Origin of the sequence: Psychromonas sp. SP041 (assembly GCF_000470315.2) — a bacterium.
Classification (GTDB): Bacteria; Pseudomonadota; Gammaproteobacteria; order Enterobacterales; family Psychromonadaceae; genus Psychromonas.
Genome location: NZ_CBRF02000006.1, coordinates 14,792 through 28,134, shown reverse-complemented (window position 1 = coordinate 28,134; position 13,343 = coordinate 14,792). Strand labels below are relative to the sequence as shown.

General features: G+C 36.0%; 18 protein-coding genes and 1 riboswitch. Of the genes, 10 read left to right on the top strand and 8 right to left on the bottom strand.

What is annotated here, in order from left to right; all coding sequences use genetic code 11:
* Nucleotides 1-19: 19 nt before the first annotated feature.
* The 5 genes from SP041_RS04770 to SP041_RS04750 form a co-directional block, all read right to left on the bottom strand.
* A complete protein-coding gene (locus tag SP041_RS04770) occupies nucleotides 20-730 on the bottom strand; it encodes an ABC transporter ATP-binding protein (protein ID WP_205961167.1) in 711 nt (236 codons plus the stop codon).
* Complete coding sequence (gene cbiQ / locus SP041_RS04765; protein WP_025565676.1) at nucleotides 714-1,508, bottom strand: cobalt ECF transporter T component CbiQ; 795 nt, start codon at nucleotides 1,506-1,508, stop codon at nucleotides 714-716. Before cbiQ ends, SP041_RS04770 begins: the two co-directional genes overlap by 17 nt.
* Entirely contained in the window at nucleotides 1,508-2,185 is a 678-nt protein-coding gene (locus tag SP041_RS04760; protein WP_025565675.1) for a hypothetical protein, read from the bottom strand. The genes cbiQ and SP041_RS04760 overlap by 1 nt, the downstream gene beginning before the upstream one ends.
* Nucleotides 2,185-2,793 (bottom strand): cobalt transporter CbiM, encoded by a 609-nt coding sequence (cbiM, locus tag SP041_RS04755; protein ID WP_025565674.1) that lies wholly within the window; start codon nucleotides 2,791-2,793, stop codon nucleotides 2,185-2,187. Before cbiM ends, SP041_RS04760 begins: the two co-directional genes overlap by 1 nt.
* 176 nt (nucleotides 2,794-2,969) lie before the next feature.
* Complete coding sequence (locus SP041_RS04750) at nucleotides 2,970-3,758, bottom strand: DUF4198 domain-containing protein (protein ID WP_025565672.1); 789 nt, start codon at nucleotides 3,756-3,758, stop codon at nucleotides 2,970-2,972.
* Nucleotides 3,759-3,949: 191 nt separating this feature from the next.
* A riboswitch (cobalamin riboswitch) is annotated at nucleotides 3,950-4,096 on the bottom strand.
* Nucleotides 4,097-4,363: 267 nt separating this feature from the next.
* Between SP041_RS04750 and SP041_RS04745 the strand changes: the two genes are divergently transcribed.
* The 3 genes from SP041_RS04745 to SP041_RS04735 all read left to right on the top strand — a co-directional run bounded on the left by SP041_RS04745 (nucleotide 4,364) and on the right by SP041_RS04735 (nucleotide 6,551).
* Nucleotides 4,364-4,783: a VOC family protein gene (locus SP041_RS04745; protein ID WP_025565671.1), complete on the top strand. Its 420-nt coding sequence runs from the start codon at nucleotides 4,364-4,366 to the stop codon at nucleotides 4,781-4,783.
* A gap of 328 nt (nucleotides 4,784-5,111) precedes the next feature.
* Nucleotides 5,112-5,576 (top strand): HAD hydrolase-like protein, encoded by a 465-nt coding sequence (locus tag SP041_RS04740; RefSeq protein ID WP_025565015.1) that lies wholly within the window; start codon nucleotides 5,112-5,114, stop codon nucleotides 5,574-5,576.
* Between the two features lie 24 nt (nucleotides 5,577-5,600).
* Complete coding sequence (locus SP041_RS04735; RefSeq protein ID WP_025565016.1) at nucleotides 5,601-6,551, top strand: 5'-nucleotidase; 951 nt, start codon at nucleotides 5,601-5,603, stop codon at nucleotides 6,549-6,551.
* A 234-nt stretch (nucleotides 6,552-6,785) separates the two neighbouring features.
* Here the strand turns inward: SP041_RS04735 and SP041_RS04730 are convergent, their stop codons facing one another.
* Nucleotides 6,786-7,607, bottom strand: a complete 822-nt coding sequence (locus SP041_RS04730; RefSeq protein WP_025565018.1) for an AraC family transcriptional regulator — start codon at nucleotides 7,605-7,607, stop codon at nucleotides 6,786-6,788.
* 156 nt (nucleotides 7,608-7,763) lie between these two features.
* Here SP041_RS04730 and SP041_RS04725 point away from each other — a divergent pair, with 156 nt between their 5' ends.
* From SP041_RS04725 to SP041_RS04695, 7 genes are all read left to right on the top strand, one after another.
* Nucleotides 7,764-8,249, top strand: coding sequence for a YHS domain-containing (seleno)protein (locus tag SP041_RS04725; protein ID WP_025565019.1), 486 nt, complete (start codon nucleotides 7,764-7,766; stop codon nucleotides 8,247-8,249).
* 117 nt (nucleotides 8,250-8,366) lie between these two features.
* Nucleotides 8,367-8,681, top strand: a complete 315-nt coding sequence (locus SP041_RS04720; RefSeq protein ID WP_051368585.1) for a thioredoxin family protein — start codon at nucleotides 8,367-8,369, stop codon at nucleotides 8,679-8,681.
* Nucleotides 8,682-8,717: 36 nt separating this feature from the next.
* Nucleotides 8,718-8,990, top strand: coding sequence for a DUF2282 domain-containing protein (locus tag SP041_RS04715; RefSeq protein WP_137297442.1), 273 nt, complete (start codon nucleotides 8,718-8,720; stop codon nucleotides 8,988-8,990).
* Nucleotides 8,991-9,310: 320 nt separating this feature from the next.
* Complete coding sequence (locus SP041_RS04710; protein ID WP_025566140.1) at nucleotides 9,311-9,583, top strand: DUF2282 domain-containing protein; 273 nt, start codon at nucleotides 9,311-9,313, stop codon at nucleotides 9,581-9,583.
* A gap of 13 nt (nucleotides 9,584-9,596) precedes the next feature.
* Complete coding sequence (locus SP041_RS04705) at nucleotides 9,597-10,466, top strand: DUF692 domain-containing protein (RefSeq protein ID WP_025566141.1); 870 nt, start codon at nucleotides 9,597-9,599, stop codon at nucleotides 10,464-10,466.
* 43 nt (nucleotides 10,467-10,509) lie between these two features.
* The gene (locus SP041_RS04700) at nucleotides 10,510-11,295 is read left to right on the top strand and encodes a DNA-binding domain-containing protein (RefSeq protein ID WP_025566142.1); all 786 of its coding nucleotides are present in this window, start codon (nucleotides 10,510-10,512) and stop codon (nucleotides 11,293-11,295) included.
* Entirely contained in the window at nucleotides 11,292-11,771 is a 480-nt protein-coding gene (locus SP041_RS04695) for a DoxX family protein (protein WP_025566143.1), read from the top strand. The genes SP041_RS04700 and SP041_RS04695 overlap by 4 nt, the downstream gene beginning before the upstream one ends.
* Before the next feature lie 230 nt (nucleotides 11,772-12,001).
* Here the strand turns inward: SP041_RS04695 and SP041_RS04690 are convergent, their stop codons facing one another.
* Both SP041_RS04690 and SP041_RS04685 read right to left on the bottom strand, forming a co-directional pair.
* Nucleotides 12,002-12,283: a mechanosensitive ion channel family protein gene (locus tag SP041_RS04690; RefSeq protein WP_025566144.1), complete on the bottom strand. Its 282-nt coding sequence runs from the start codon at nucleotides 12,281-12,283 to the stop codon at nucleotides 12,002-12,004.
* A gap of 498 nt (nucleotides 12,284-12,781) precedes the next feature.
* Nucleotides 12,782-13,252, bottom strand: a complete 471-nt coding sequence (locus SP041_RS04685) for a nuclear transport factor 2 family protein (protein ID WP_025566145.1) — start codon at nucleotides 13,250-13,252, stop codon at nucleotides 12,782-12,784.
* Nucleotides 13,253-13,343: the final 91 nt, after the last annotated feature.

The window sequence follows — 13,343 nt, the reverse complement described above, 5'->3', positions numbered from 1 at the left end:
TAATGTCTATTACAGTAACCTAAGCTACTGCTACCGTTGCGGCTAACTGTTCAGTTAACAAACCATCTTTAAGATTAAGTTGTCTTGTTGCTAATTTATCTGAAAACAACTTATCGTGAGAAATAATAATCATCGCTTGGGGTAAAGCTTGCAACACATTGACTAAACGTGTTTTTGCTTTTTCATCCAGCGCGTTAGTTGGTTCGTCTAAAATTAACACTTTTGGTTCCATTACTAGAACACTGGCTAAGGTAATCATACGTTTTTCACCACCAGAAAGTTGATGCGTAATACGTGATTCAAAGCCTTGCATCCCTAAATCTTTCAATGTCTGTAATGATTTTTCAATGGCTTGTTGTTTAGTAAAACCTAAGTTTAACGGTCCAAACATGACATCTTCTAACACCGTAGGACAGAATAATTGGTCATCTGGATCTTGAAATAATAGCCCGGCTTTAGCACGTAATTTATTAAACTCTTTTTCTGTTTTACAGGTTTCACCAAAACCAATAATGTCACCTTGCTTCGCTTTTTTTAAACCGACAATAAGATGTAATAAGGTTGTTTTTCCAGCGCCATTATCACCGTTCACCACCACACGTTCGCTTTCGTATAAAGAAAAGTTAACATCCTTTAATACACTGCCACGTCTTGGGTAAGCATAACTAAGGTTATTAATTTCAATCAATGGTGTATCGACTTTAGCCATTGGTTTATTTGAATAAGTCATCAATATTAAGCCCTATTAACAGTACTAAAAAACATAAAAAAGCCACACCGAAAACAACATCTACACGCCCTATCTTCATCTCATCATTAAGATAATAACGACCACAAAAACCACGACACTTCATTGCATCTGAAATACGTTCGGCCCGTTCTACTGAGCGAATGAGTAACATACCAAATAAATAGCCGATGCTCTTCCAAGTATGTCTGTTGGTGCGTAATACAAATGCACGTGCTTGCATAGCACGACGCATCTTTTTATATTCTTGGCTGATCACATCTAAATAACGCACCATAAACAACATTAAGTGAACCAATTTATCAGGTACTTTAAGATGTGCAAGTGCGTGACCTAAGGTTGAGGCACTCATGGTCGCAACTAAAGAAAATAACACCAATAGTACGGCATTCGCTTTCACCGTTATCAATAGCGCATGTAATAAGCCCTGCCAACTCGCCGTCAACCCAAATACGCTAAAAATAGGATCGCCAGGCGTGGTAAAAGGGAGTACACAAATCAACATCAGCATAAACAAATCCATCGCTACAACACGACGTAAAGTACGCTTAATATTAAGCTTGCTAGATTTAACTAATAAAAAAGCACATAACAAACCTAATAATGCTGGTACAAAATGCTGGCTCGACACAACCACCAATGCAAAGAGTCCAGAACAAACAACACGTACACGTGCATCAATATCATCAATCCATGATGCTTGGTGTTTTAACGCCTGACCCGACCAAGATGTCAGGCTATGTTCTAGACCCTGTGACATTATTGTTTTGCCTTTAATTTACGCTCACGTAAAAAAGCAACTAGCCCCAATAAACCAAAGATGTAGCCGATACCGCCGATAATATCGCGCATGCCTGATTTTTCTTTTAACGCACTAATTTCTCTGCGTAATGGTTTTATCTGCTTAGCAATCGCTTTTTCTAACATCAGCGGTGTAATTTGGTTTTGAATTTGGTTTTGAATGACAGCTTGATTAGTATCTTCAACTTGCCCATTATTATTAGAGCTTTGTGTTATATCGCTTGTAGAAGCTACAGAATTAGAGCTTATCGTTGTAGCTGTTACATCATCTAAACTATCTGGCAGTTCTTCTGCAGGTAACTGCATCTTTAAGATATGCCCTGCTCCCATGTTAATTTCAAAAACATGAGTAATACGCTTCTTAGCGGTAAAAACAAAGTAACCTTGATCATCAGTAACCGCTTCACCAAGAGGTGTTCCCGAGGTATCCGACACTTTAACGACAGTACCCTCATTGGCCATAGACCCATTTGAAAAGCCAGCTTCACCTTCAATAGTAAACCCTTCAGCGTAAACGCCACCCACAACATTATGTGCATTAGCAAGTGAGCTAAACCCTAATGAAACAGATAAGAAAAGAAATAACAGAACAGTATATAAAGCATTCGCTTTCATTAATTCTATGCGTTGTTTCATTAATGAGCATCCTTAGTAATAAATTCAGGTTTAACGGTATGGATTAAATAAACAGCCGCATAAGAAACAAAACCTTCGATGATCATAATGGGAATATGCGCAGGTAGCACCGCTTTCGCAGCTAATACAAATGACTCTCCAGATAATGCTAAGGAAAAGGCCACCATCAATGAGGTAATAATAATCGCACCTGCGCCACCAATGGCACCCCAAATAGCAGCGACTTTAGCACTTTCATGGCGAATACCTTTATAACAAAGGTAATAAATAATCACGGCAGGCAATGCAATATTCAGTGTATTCACACCGAGCACCAATAAACCACCAAATCCAAAGAAAATAACCTGTAATAACAGCGCAACCAATAAAGCAGGAAAGGCAACCCAACCCAATAGAATACCTAATAAGCCATTCATAATTAAATGAACACTCGAGAAGCCTAATGGTAAGTGGATATAAGAAGCAATGAAAAATACCGACGCTAATACACCAACTAATGGTAAATGATCATAATCCATTTTTTTAAGGCCAATAAAAACCCCAATAACGGTTAACACAGCTCCAGTTATCAATACAGGAGATGATAATGCCCCATCAACAATATGCATAATTTACCTTTTTACTATTTAGTTAACATTTCAACATATTTCAAAAAACTAAACAGCTCAATAATTTACAAAGCCTTTCTAGAATAGACTTTTATCATAAAAATAATTTGGCTTGATAAATATAGCAATCAAGCCAAATACAACAGCTTAAAAAACGACAGTCACTACGGCAGTAACTATGGCAATTTAGTTGCCTGTACCCAAATAACTGCATCCTGTGAAAGTGCTTTGCCTTTATAGGTTTTCTCTTCGCCTATGCCTAACGCAGCAAATCCCCACTGACCCGCTTTCAATAATGAAAAATGGAAAGTACCGTTGGCATCAGCGTAGATAGTTTGTGTCACAAACACTTCCGAAGGCGGAGTCATGATAGGTTCTTTAGCAAAGTGATTTTTTTGCATATCTGGCACATAATTCATGAATTCAACTTCAATGGCAGCAAAGGGTACTGGCTTGCCTCTTGATTTAACCACTGCACTAAAAATGCCACCTTCATAAATAGCATAAGGCTTAGTTAATGGCACTATTTCAGCACTTAACCCAAAATCTGTATTCCAATCTGTTGGTAGATTGCCAACATTAACAATGGTTTTAGTGATTTGCTGAATATAACTATCTTCTTCAGCTTCAAAATAAGGGGAAGGTTGTGCGATAAATACGTAATCACCTAATCCTCGTAATTTAACATCAGCTTGATAAGCATGGCCTTTATCAACCGAGCTTTCCCACTCAATATCAGAAATAGTATCGATTAAATCCGTTTTTTTACCTTTTTTAATCATATAAAAAGCTTGAGGCTTATCAACAGCCATCACATGACCACTCGAGGCAGGATGAGTAAAGGGCATTTTCAATGTGATTGCACCGCCTTTTTCATGTAATAAGTTCGGGGTATAAAGCATTTGAAAATGTGCGCTAGCAGAAAGTGACAGCATACAACTTGAAACAAAAAGTAGTTTAGTCAAAGATGACTTTAAATATGAAGTTGGCTTAGTATTTTTTACGTTTAGCAAAAGGAAAATCTCCGTCTGAGTAATGAACAGGCGAAGTTGTGGAGGAGATGGTTACTTTTATCTAAGAGTATTTACATACTCATTATCAATAAAAGAAGACCAGCCGGTGAAGCCCTCCGCAACACCACGGTACTCGCTTTAAGAGCAAGTATCATCCTATGGTTTGGTATCCGGGCTTAACAAGAGAATCAATTCGACTTGCTTTACCGTTGCGGGGGCAGCCTTGGCATTTAACCAAGTTCCCAAACATTGATATCTTATTTTTTATAAGTCATCAGTGCATAGCTTTAATGCTATATCCAAAGGAAGCTGAACAATAGCGTGTTACGGGTTAAACAGTCAATATAAAGCCTCTTTTATACGGTTATTTTTACAGGCTTGATTTTAAGCTGAACGGTTATTTATAGGGGAGATTGAGGGAGGTTTTTAAATTAACTGTATTTTTAATACTAACCTCTATTTAAGCCATTGATTAAACGATTAAATTTGATACTGTTTATTAAAGTTAAATGTAAAAAAATTTCAATTCATTATAGCTAATAAAGATAAGGATCATCATGACTAAAATTGAACACCTTAATATAACGGTGCCAGATATAGATGAAGCGATAACCTTTATTCAAATCGTTGCGCCTGATTTCAAAGTAAGAAAAGATAAAACACCAACAGGAAGTTATCGTTGGGCTCATATTGGTAATGATGACTATTACTTTGCGCTTCAAGAGCCACATATAGGAGCGGCACCTAAAAGCCAACGAAAAACCTATCAAAATTATGGGGTCAATCATATTGCATTGATTGTTGAAGATATCTCTGCCATCGAAACAAAATTGGTAAATTCAGGATATAAACGCAGTATTGACACACCAGTAGAAAAATATCGTCAACGACTGTATTTTTTTGATAAAGCAGGCTTTGAATGGGAGCTTGTTGAATACAGCAGTGAAGTGCCCAGTGAAAAATATCTATATGAATAATACCAATGGAATTAAATAAGTGATCAGAGATTGCGCAGGAAAAATTAACACTAATAAGGCGTGAGTTGTAGGAGATAGTTGTTCTCACTTCAAAACTCACAATGCAGTTAGGGGGGATTTTAACCAGCAAGAATGATCACCTTATTAATTCTTTTGGTATAAGCCTGTAAATAACTATTATGCTTTTTTAAGTTTAACAACAGGCGTTTAATGTTATGACCTATACTAGCTGTCTACTTTTATGGGGTCATATCATATTCACTGCTTTACATTAACGGCCTAACTTTAAATACTCAGTATTAAACACTTACTAAAAGGTACAGTTACGATGAATGTCTATCTGTTTGATTGGGGTGATACGTTAATGGTTGATTTCCCTCAAAACACAGGAAAAATGTGTGAATGGGAAACAGTGGAAGCGATCACAGGTGCAAAAGAAACATTAGCGGTTTTATCCAAAAAAGCGAAAATTTATATAGCGACAGGCGCTGCAGATTCAACTGAACAGGAAATAAAATCAGCCTTTGATCGTGTCGAGTTAAGCCAATATATATCGGGTTATTTTTGCAAAGAAAATATAAGGTTAGAGAAAGGTACTGCGGCATTTCTTAATGCTATTATTTCAACGTTAGCAATTCCTGTATCCAATATAACAATGGTCGGCGATTCTTTTGTAAAAGACATTGAACCAGCAATATCTGTGGGTATCACACCTATCTGGTTCACACCAAACAGTGATCAAATAGCGCCTGATAATATCCATGCCATTAAAAGATTGAGTGAGCTCACTTAAACTTACAATATAAGAGGTAAGAATATGTCCTATGAATTAGGAAAACGTTTAGTTATTGGTGTTGCCTCGAGCGCGGTATTTGACCTAACAGAATCAGATCAAGTATTTAAAAGCAAAGGCGAAGCTGAGTATAGAAAATATCAAGCTAAAAACATTAAAAAGCCACTTAACAAAGGCGTTGCTTTCTCTTTTATTAAACGATTACTTTCGTTAAATGATTTAAGTGATAACCCAAGTGAAGATCCTTTAGTTGAAGTGGTTTTATTATCTCGCAATGACCCTGATACAGGGCTTCGTGTAATGAAGTCGATAGAGCATCATCATTTACAAATCTCTAGAGCGATTTTCATGCAAGGTAAATCACCTTATGAATATATTCCAGCCTTGAGCATTTCACTTTTTCTGTCAGGCAACTTATCAGATGTGAGAGAAGCAATTAAACGTGGCTACCCTGCTGGCCATGTTTTAAGCTCAACCATTATTGATGAAGAAGACGATGATGATTTAAGACTTGCCTTTGACTTTGATGGCGTATTAGCAGATGACGAATCTGAAACGGTGATGCATAACACCAATGATTTAAAACAATTCCATAACCATGAAACTAAGAACATCTTACAGCCCCATACGCCAGGGCCATTAAAAGAATTTTTAGTGAAAATATCAGCGATTCAACTACGAGAAGAAAATAAAAAGAAAATAGATACTCAATATAAAAATAGATTACGCGTATCTATTGTTACAGCAAGAAATGCCCCCTCCCATGAACGCGCATTAAACACGTTAAAAAAATGGGGAGTCATGGCAAATGATGCCTTCTTCTTGGGCGGTGTTGATAAAGGGTTGGTATTAGGCGTATTAAAGCCACATATCTTTTTCGATGACCAGTCTGGACATTTAAATTCGACCAGTAAAGTTGCTCCTTCCGTACACATTCCTTTTGGTATTAAGAATATTGTGGAGCCAACGGAATAAGTTATTAAAAGAGTTAATTAACCTAGTGATGAGCACTTCAATCGATTTAAGCGTTCGTCACTGATAGTCACTTACGCGTTCGCTTGATCAGTGACGAACACTTAAAAGTAGCTAACAGCAACTAATACTAATCACGGATAACGAATAACGAATAACTGACAAATAAACACTGATATAACGAAATAGTAGCGAAGCACTCATCAGCCTTTAAGAGTAAAGCTATCGTTATCTCATTCACTTTAACTGCTCAAGCCATTGCTTAGGTGAAATACCTAATTTTTTACGAAAAACGCGGGCTAAAGCAGAGCCATTTTCATATCCAACAGCATTCGCAACTAACGCAACAGATTTATTCTGTTTTAATAAACTTTTAGCAACCACAATTCGCCAATCAATCAAATAGTCACCAGGACTTTGGCCAATAATTCGTTTAAATAGCTCAGAGAACTTAGAGCGAGACATTAATGCTAACTCTGCCATTTCTTCTAATCCCCAAGCTTGTTCGGGCGCATCTTGAATCGCTAATATTACTTTAGATAATTGTGGATGAGCCAATCCTGCTAATAAGCCATGCTCCATGATTTTATTACTTAAAACATGTCTCAAGATATAAATAATAAAAATATCGGTTAATGAGTTAATCATTGGTGTTCGACCGCATCTATCATTAAAAGCTTCTTCAAATAACAACAACGAGGTTTGTTTTATTTTTGGACAATCATTGAAATTAAAAGAAAGTAAGCTAGGTAAGGCTTCAGCAATAGGATTAGAGGTCGTTTCATCGTACATCACATTAGCACAGACCAATTTCGGCGGGTTATCGTCACTACCAATAATACGATGGGTGTGCGGTAAAGGCACAAACAATACAGTCGGTTCATTAAACACTTGTGATGTTCCTTGTTCATCAATTAATGTTAACTCACCACTTTGTAATAGATGTAGATGGCCTTGATTAGATTGTTTATCGAAATGACTGATACCACATAAGTTACCACTAAAAAAGACTTCCGTGTTCATCGAAAATCGCTTTAATATAATTGAAAGTTGATCCATTTTGACTCTCTTTATGACTAATTTGGACGATTGGGCTCAATATAAGGACTATGTCATCCCTTTTGATATATTGAAAGCCTTATATTATCAACCAAGCCAAGGGTGAGTCCTGACTTAAATTAAACATTAATAATTTATTCAATATGGAGATACACAATGAAACTTTCATCATTAATAAAATCAACACTAGTAAGCACTGCCCTGTTAGCAAGCAGCTTTGCTTTTGCCGCTAATATTGAAGTTAATGCAAACAATAATGACCTAGCAATTAAAGGTTACGATACTGTTTCATATTTTACTGAAGGAACACCTACTAAAGGTTCAGACAAATACACAGCAGCTTACAATGGTGCAATTTATCACTTTGCGAGCGCAGATAACCGTGACTTATTTAAAGAAGATCCAGCTAAATATGCACCGCAATACGGTGGTTTCTGTGCATTTGGTGTGGCTTTGAACCAAAAATTTGATACTGACCCAACAGCATGGCACATCAAAGGTGACAAATTATATTTAAACCTTAATAAAGATGTTCAAAAGAAATGGTTAACAGATGTACCTGGATACCTTAAGCAATCACAAGGTAACTGGACAACGATTAAAGGCCTTACAACGGCACAAATAGAAGAAATAAACGATTAAAACCCATTCCAAAGAGCGTATTTGGTTGATATGTAATGAATGAACCTCTTAATTTGAGAGTACAAACATTGCCAAATACCTCTTTAGTGTTAATAATAAATAAGCGAGATGTTAACCATGAAGAAACTAACCTCTACCGATAACCTAGATAACTTATTATCAGAGCATGAACACTCATTATTGTTTTTTAGTGCTTCATGGTGCGGACCTTGCCAATCAATGACACCTGTTATTGAAAATGTATCAAACGCAATGCGTGAACGCCTTAACATCATTAAGGTTGATGTTGATACATCGCAAAATGATGCCATCGATTATGGCATTCGTAGTGTTCCAACACTACTGTTAGTAAAAAATAACGAAATTGTTGCACAACAAATAGGTGGTATCCCTCCTATTCAACTAATGCAATGGATAGAACAGTACATTTAATTTTCAATTTATTTTTATCAATGAGAGGATTTTCCTATGAGTAATAAACTATTAGCAAGTGCAGCATTAGCAGCCGTCATCGCAGCAGGTGTTTCAGCTCCGGCACAAGCAGCAAGTAAAGAAAAATGTTATGGCATCGCAGCGGCAGGTCAAAATGACTGTGCAAATCTAGCTGGTACGCATTCTTGTGCAGGTCAATCAACACTTGATAATGATAAAGGTGAATGGAAATTAGTAGAAAAAGGCACCTGTTCAACACTAGGCGGCTTATCAAAATCAGAAGCAAAAGCAGCTTACAAAGCAAACTAATAGAAACAAACGTTTATATCTAAAAGTAATAACAATGTTGTTATTACTTTTAGATCAAGCTCACACTATTCTCTAAAACAGACAAATATTAGGTTTATAAAAAACTATTCTGAAATTTTTCAGGCTGTTGATATGTCTTCTAGCCATACCGATTTAATTGAAAATAAAATATTTTAATAAATAATGGTATAGGCAGTATATTGACACTGTTTTAGCAAATAATAATCAGTTATTACTCAAAAATCGAGTGGTCTCTCCACTCTCAGATGATGTAATAATTAACGCAATACATTTAGTTTTATCAATAAAAGGATATTTTTATGAGTAATAAATTATTAGCAAGTGCAGCATTAGCAGCCGTCATCGCAGCAGGTGTTTCAGCTCCAGCACAAGCAGCAAGCAAAGAAAAATGTTACGGCGTCGCAGCGGCAGGTCAAAATGACTGTGCAAATTTAGCGGGTACACATTCATGTGCAGGCCAATCAACGCTTGATAACGATAAAGGTGAATGGAAATTAGTAGAAAAAGGCACCTGTTCAACACTAGGTGGTTTATCAAAGTCAGAAGCTAAAGCAGCATACAAAGCTAGCTAGTAGGTAAAATAATATGTCAGTAGAAAGTAAAGACGTTTTAATTGGTGTTGGTTTACGACACCCACATTTTACTGATGTATTGACTCAACCTAAACAAGTTGATTTTGTAGAAGTGCATTCTGAGAATTTTTTTGGTGAAGGTGGTGCAGCATTATCGGTGCTTAATCAGGTTCGTGAAAAATATCCTATTAGTTTGCACTCAACATCAATGGGTTTAGGTTCTGAGCAAGATATTCCTCGTCACTATTTAGATCGATTAGCCAACTTAGCACGCAGTATCGATCCGTTCTTAATGTCTGAACATGCCTGTTTTACATGGGGACAGCAGCAAGGACAATTAATACATAGTGGCGATTTATTACCAATTACTCACACGAATGCAAGTTTAGATCGCATGTGTGAACAAGTTGATAAAGTACAGTCAATATTGGGCAGACAGTTAATTATTGAAAATGTATCTGCTTATATAAAGTTTGATCAGAGTTATCTATCTGAAGCAGAGTTCTTAGCAGAGCTTAGCCGACGTACAGACTCAAAAATATTATTAGATATTAATAATATAGCGGTCAATAGCATGAACTTTGAAGGTGGCAATATTAAGCAATCAGTTAATGACTACATTAATATATTACCCATCAATAGTGTTGCTCAAATTCATCTTGCAGGTTGTACTGCCGCGTTGCCAGGTGAGTTAGTTGTCGATGATCACGCTCGTCCAGTTTCAGACCAAGTTTGGCAAGGTTATGAACAAGCATTACAACGCTTTGGACCAATTCCTACGTTAATTGAATGGGACAACGATTTACCAGAGTGGTCAATCTTAATAGGTGAAGCAAATAAAGCACGTCATATCGCTAATACCTTGTTTGATAGAAAAATTTAAACAATAAAATAGTAAATGAAGCATTACTCATTAAGGATTGCCGATGACTCAACAACAGCATTTATTAGCGCTAATTTGGAATAACGATTCTAAGTCACTCGCTAATGAATTAGAAAAGAGTGGTTTTGATGCGCGTGGAATTAATATCTACCGACGTAATCTATTAGCTAATGCACAGCGTGCTTTAAGCATTACTTTTCCCACTATTTCACAGTTATTAGATAGTGATGTTAACGAAAATTTAGTACAAGGCTTTTTAAAGCAATGCCCACCAAACCAAGGTGACTGGGCACAATGGGGCGATGAGTTCTCACATTTTATTGCAACCAATAAAATTGCGCATGAATACTCTTATTTACCTGATTGTGCAGCACTCGATTGGCATATACATAAAGCATTAAATGGCCAAGATCAAACGCTTGATTATACGTCATTAGCATTATTGGCGAGTGCCGAACCTGAAGATATCAACATTACATTAAATAACAATGTCGCCTTGATAAAAACAACGTCACCTATTAATGAGATTTTTGATGCGCACCACCATCCTGATCAACAACAACGAAAAATGGCAATGGAGCAAGCAAAGGTAGCACTAAACACAAAACCCAAAAAACACACAGTCATGGTATCCAGGCCTGAATTTCAACCTAAAGTAACAACATTAACTGATAGCGAAGCTGAGTTTATGTTTTCTTTAAAGGCAAAGAAGTCATTAGCAGAATCACTGGATACAGTCAGCCATTATGATGATTTTTCATTTGAAGAATGGTTAGTAGCAGCAATAGAACAAAATTTAATTTTACACTTTAAAGAGAACTCACTATGAATACTTATACTTCTGAATCAAAAAAATCATTATTTTCATCAATTGGTAACCTATATTTATATATTGCAGAAAAGGTAAACCTATTACAGCCACTGACTTTATTAGCTGCTCGTGTGTATGTTGGTTGGGCATTTTTTGCTTCTGGCCTTACCAAATTACGAGACTGGGAAAGCACCCTTCTTTTATTTGAATACGAATATCAAGTACCAGTATTGCCTTTTGAATTAGCGGCTTATCTAGGGACTATCGGTGAACTTGTACTACCCGTATTATTAATATTTGGATTAACCACTCGTTTTGCTGCTTTAGGATTGTTTTTTGTTAATATTATTGCAGTGATTAGCTTAGAAGATATTGCACCGGTTGCTTATGCTGAACATGTTCTATGGGGTGTATTATTAGCACAAGTTGTTATCTTTAGTGGTGGCTTCCTTACTGTAGACCGCTTTATTAAAAGCGTATTTAATAAAAAGTAATAAGCGCTAAGTAATCAAAACTAGAAACTAAATCATAAGTAATAAATAATAAGCAATAAAAAATAGCCACTTCCGATAAAGACTATTTAAAGTGCAAGTCATAAAAAAGGCGTTAATACCTAGATATTAGCGCCTTTTTAATAGAGTAACCGTTAGCTTAAAATGTTATTTATGAAAACATTATCAATAACCTGCAATCATTATTATCCATTTTTAAGCTTATATAATTCTTAAGCTTGAATTAAATGTACATCACGTTGTGGGAACGGAATGCTAATCGCATTTCTATCAAGCGCTTTCTTTAGTTCTTCATTAACACTAAAAAACACATCCCAATAATCTTTTGGATCGCAATGTGGTCTAACCGCAAAGTTAACAGAGCTGTCACCCATCTCTAAGACACCAACAAAAGGAGCAGGTGTTTGCATGACTTTATCGTTTGCAAGTAACACATCCATTAACACGGCTTTGGTTTGGTCAATGTCTGCATTGTATGAAACACCAATCGTCAAATCGACACGAATCTTACCTTCAACCGTATAGTTAATCTCAATTCTTTAAGCAGAATTGATGTTATTTAGATAGATTAGCTCTCAGGGAAGATCACTCTTACTCTAAAGAACTGTATTATTTTTCAACAAAAAACTGGCAAGAAGGTTTTATATTAGTGTTAAACATGAATAGTTGATTACTATTATTAGCAGAAGTTAGGAAGTTATAGCCTAACAATATTATTAAGTTCGATGATTAAGCTCTATGATTTAGTTTATTAATAGAGTTCAAAATAACCAAACTCAAGGAAGCTATAAATACGAGCATACCGTTATTCACTAGCGCTTTAGTAGGCAACGCTTTTAAGTAGCCAACTATTTTTTTAAGTAGGTAATTGCTTTTAAACAAACAGTACTTTTAAAAAAGTGGCACCGATTAAAGATATGAATAACAGTACGGTTTAAGTAAGGCTTAACGAACAATAAGAAGTACTGTAAACCTTAAATAAAAAACGAAGTTTACAAGCCTAAGTCAGATAAACTTGGAAAATCATCAGGTCTACTATTCCCTTCCCAAGTAAACAATCGATCTTTTTCTTCGATCGCTAAATCGTTAATACATGCAAAACGCTTTTGCATTAATCCTAACTCATCAAATTCCCAGTTTTCATTACCATAAGCACGAAACCATTGATTTTCAGCATTTCGATATTCATAAGCAAATCTCACCGCGATACGATTTCCAGTAAAAGCCCAAAGCTCTTTCACTAATTTGTAATCTAATTCGTTTTGCCACTTGTTCGTCAAGAAATCAACGATCTCAGCTCGACCATTAATGAAATTAGAACGATTTCGCCATTCACTATCAGCGCTATAAGCAAGGGAAACTGCTTCAGGATTTTTATTATTCCAACCATTTTCAGCAGCTCTTACCTTTAATATTGCACTTGCTAAATTAAAAGGTGGTAAAGGTGGACGTGCAGTTTTCATTTTTACTTCTCCTAAGTTACTTAGATTTAATAGTTAAATAGTTAAATAGTTAAATTAATGAATAACAACAGAGCGTTTTACTCATTAACGC

What these genes read in the sequence shown, in the direction of transcription:
- SP041_RS04695 (WP_025566143.1), top strand. Translation starts at nt 11,292, where the DNA reads ATGAATACTTATACTTCTGAATCAAAAAAATCATTATTTTCATCAATT.
- SP041_RS04725 (WP_025565019.1), top strand. Translation starts at nt 7,764, where the DNA reads ATGAAACTTTCATCATTAATAAAATCAACACTAGTAAGCACTGCCCTG.
- SP041_RS04760 (WP_025565675.1), bottom strand. Translation starts at nt 2,185, where the DNA reads ATGAAACAACGCATAGAATTAATGAAAGCGAATGCTTTATATACTGTT.
- SP041_RS04745 (WP_025565671.1), top strand. Translation starts at nt 4,364, where the DNA reads ATGACTAAAATTGAACACCTTAATATAACGGTGCCAGATATAGATGAA.
- SP041_RS04685 (WP_025566145.1), bottom strand. Translation starts at nt 13,252, where the DNA reads ATGAAAACTGCACGTCCACCTTTACCACCTTTTAATTTAGCAAGTGCA.
- SP041_RS04730 (WP_025565018.1), bottom strand. Translation starts at nt 7,607, where the DNA reads ATGGATCAACTTTCAATTATATTAAAGCGATTTTCGATGAACACGGAA.
- cbiQ (WP_025565676.1), bottom strand. Translation starts at nt 1,508, where the DNA reads ATGTCACAGGGTCTAGAACATAGCCTGACATCTTGGTCGGGTCAGGCG.
- SP041_RS04735 (WP_025565016.1), top strand. Translation starts at nt 5,601, where the DNA reads ATGTCCTATGAATTAGGAAAACGTTTAGTTATTGGTGTTGCCTCGAGC.
- SP041_RS04705 (WP_025566141.1), top strand. Translation starts at nt 9,597, where the DNA reads ATGTCAGTAGAAAGTAAAGACGTTTTAATTGGTGTTGGTTTACGACAC.
- cbiM (WP_025565674.1), bottom strand. Translation starts at nt 2,793, where the DNA reads ATGCATATTGTTGATGGGGCATTATCATCTCCTGTATTGATAACTGGA.
- SP041_RS04715 (WP_137297442.1), top strand. Translation starts at nt 8,718, where the DNA reads ATGAGTAATAAACTATTAGCAAGTGCAGCATTAGCAGCCGTCATCGCA.
- SP041_RS04710 (WP_025566140.1), top strand. Translation starts at nt 9,311, where the DNA reads ATGAGTAATAAATTATTAGCAAGTGCAGCATTAGCAGCCGTCATCGCA.
- SP041_RS04740 (WP_025565015.1), top strand. Translation starts at nt 5,112, where the DNA reads ATGAATGTCTATCTGTTTGATTGGGGTGATACGTTAATGGTTGATTTC.
- SP041_RS04720 (WP_051368585.1), top strand. Translation starts at nt 8,367, where the DNA reads ATGAAGAAACTAACCTCTACCGATAACCTAGATAACTTATTATCAGAG.
- SP041_RS04700 (WP_025566142.1), top strand. Translation starts at nt 10,510, where the DNA reads ATGACTCAACAACAGCATTTATTAGCGCTAATTTGGAATAACGATTCT.
- SP041_RS04770 (WP_205961167.1), bottom strand. Translation starts at nt 730, where the DNA reads ATGACTTATTCAAATAAACCAATGGCTAAAGTCGATACACCATTGATT.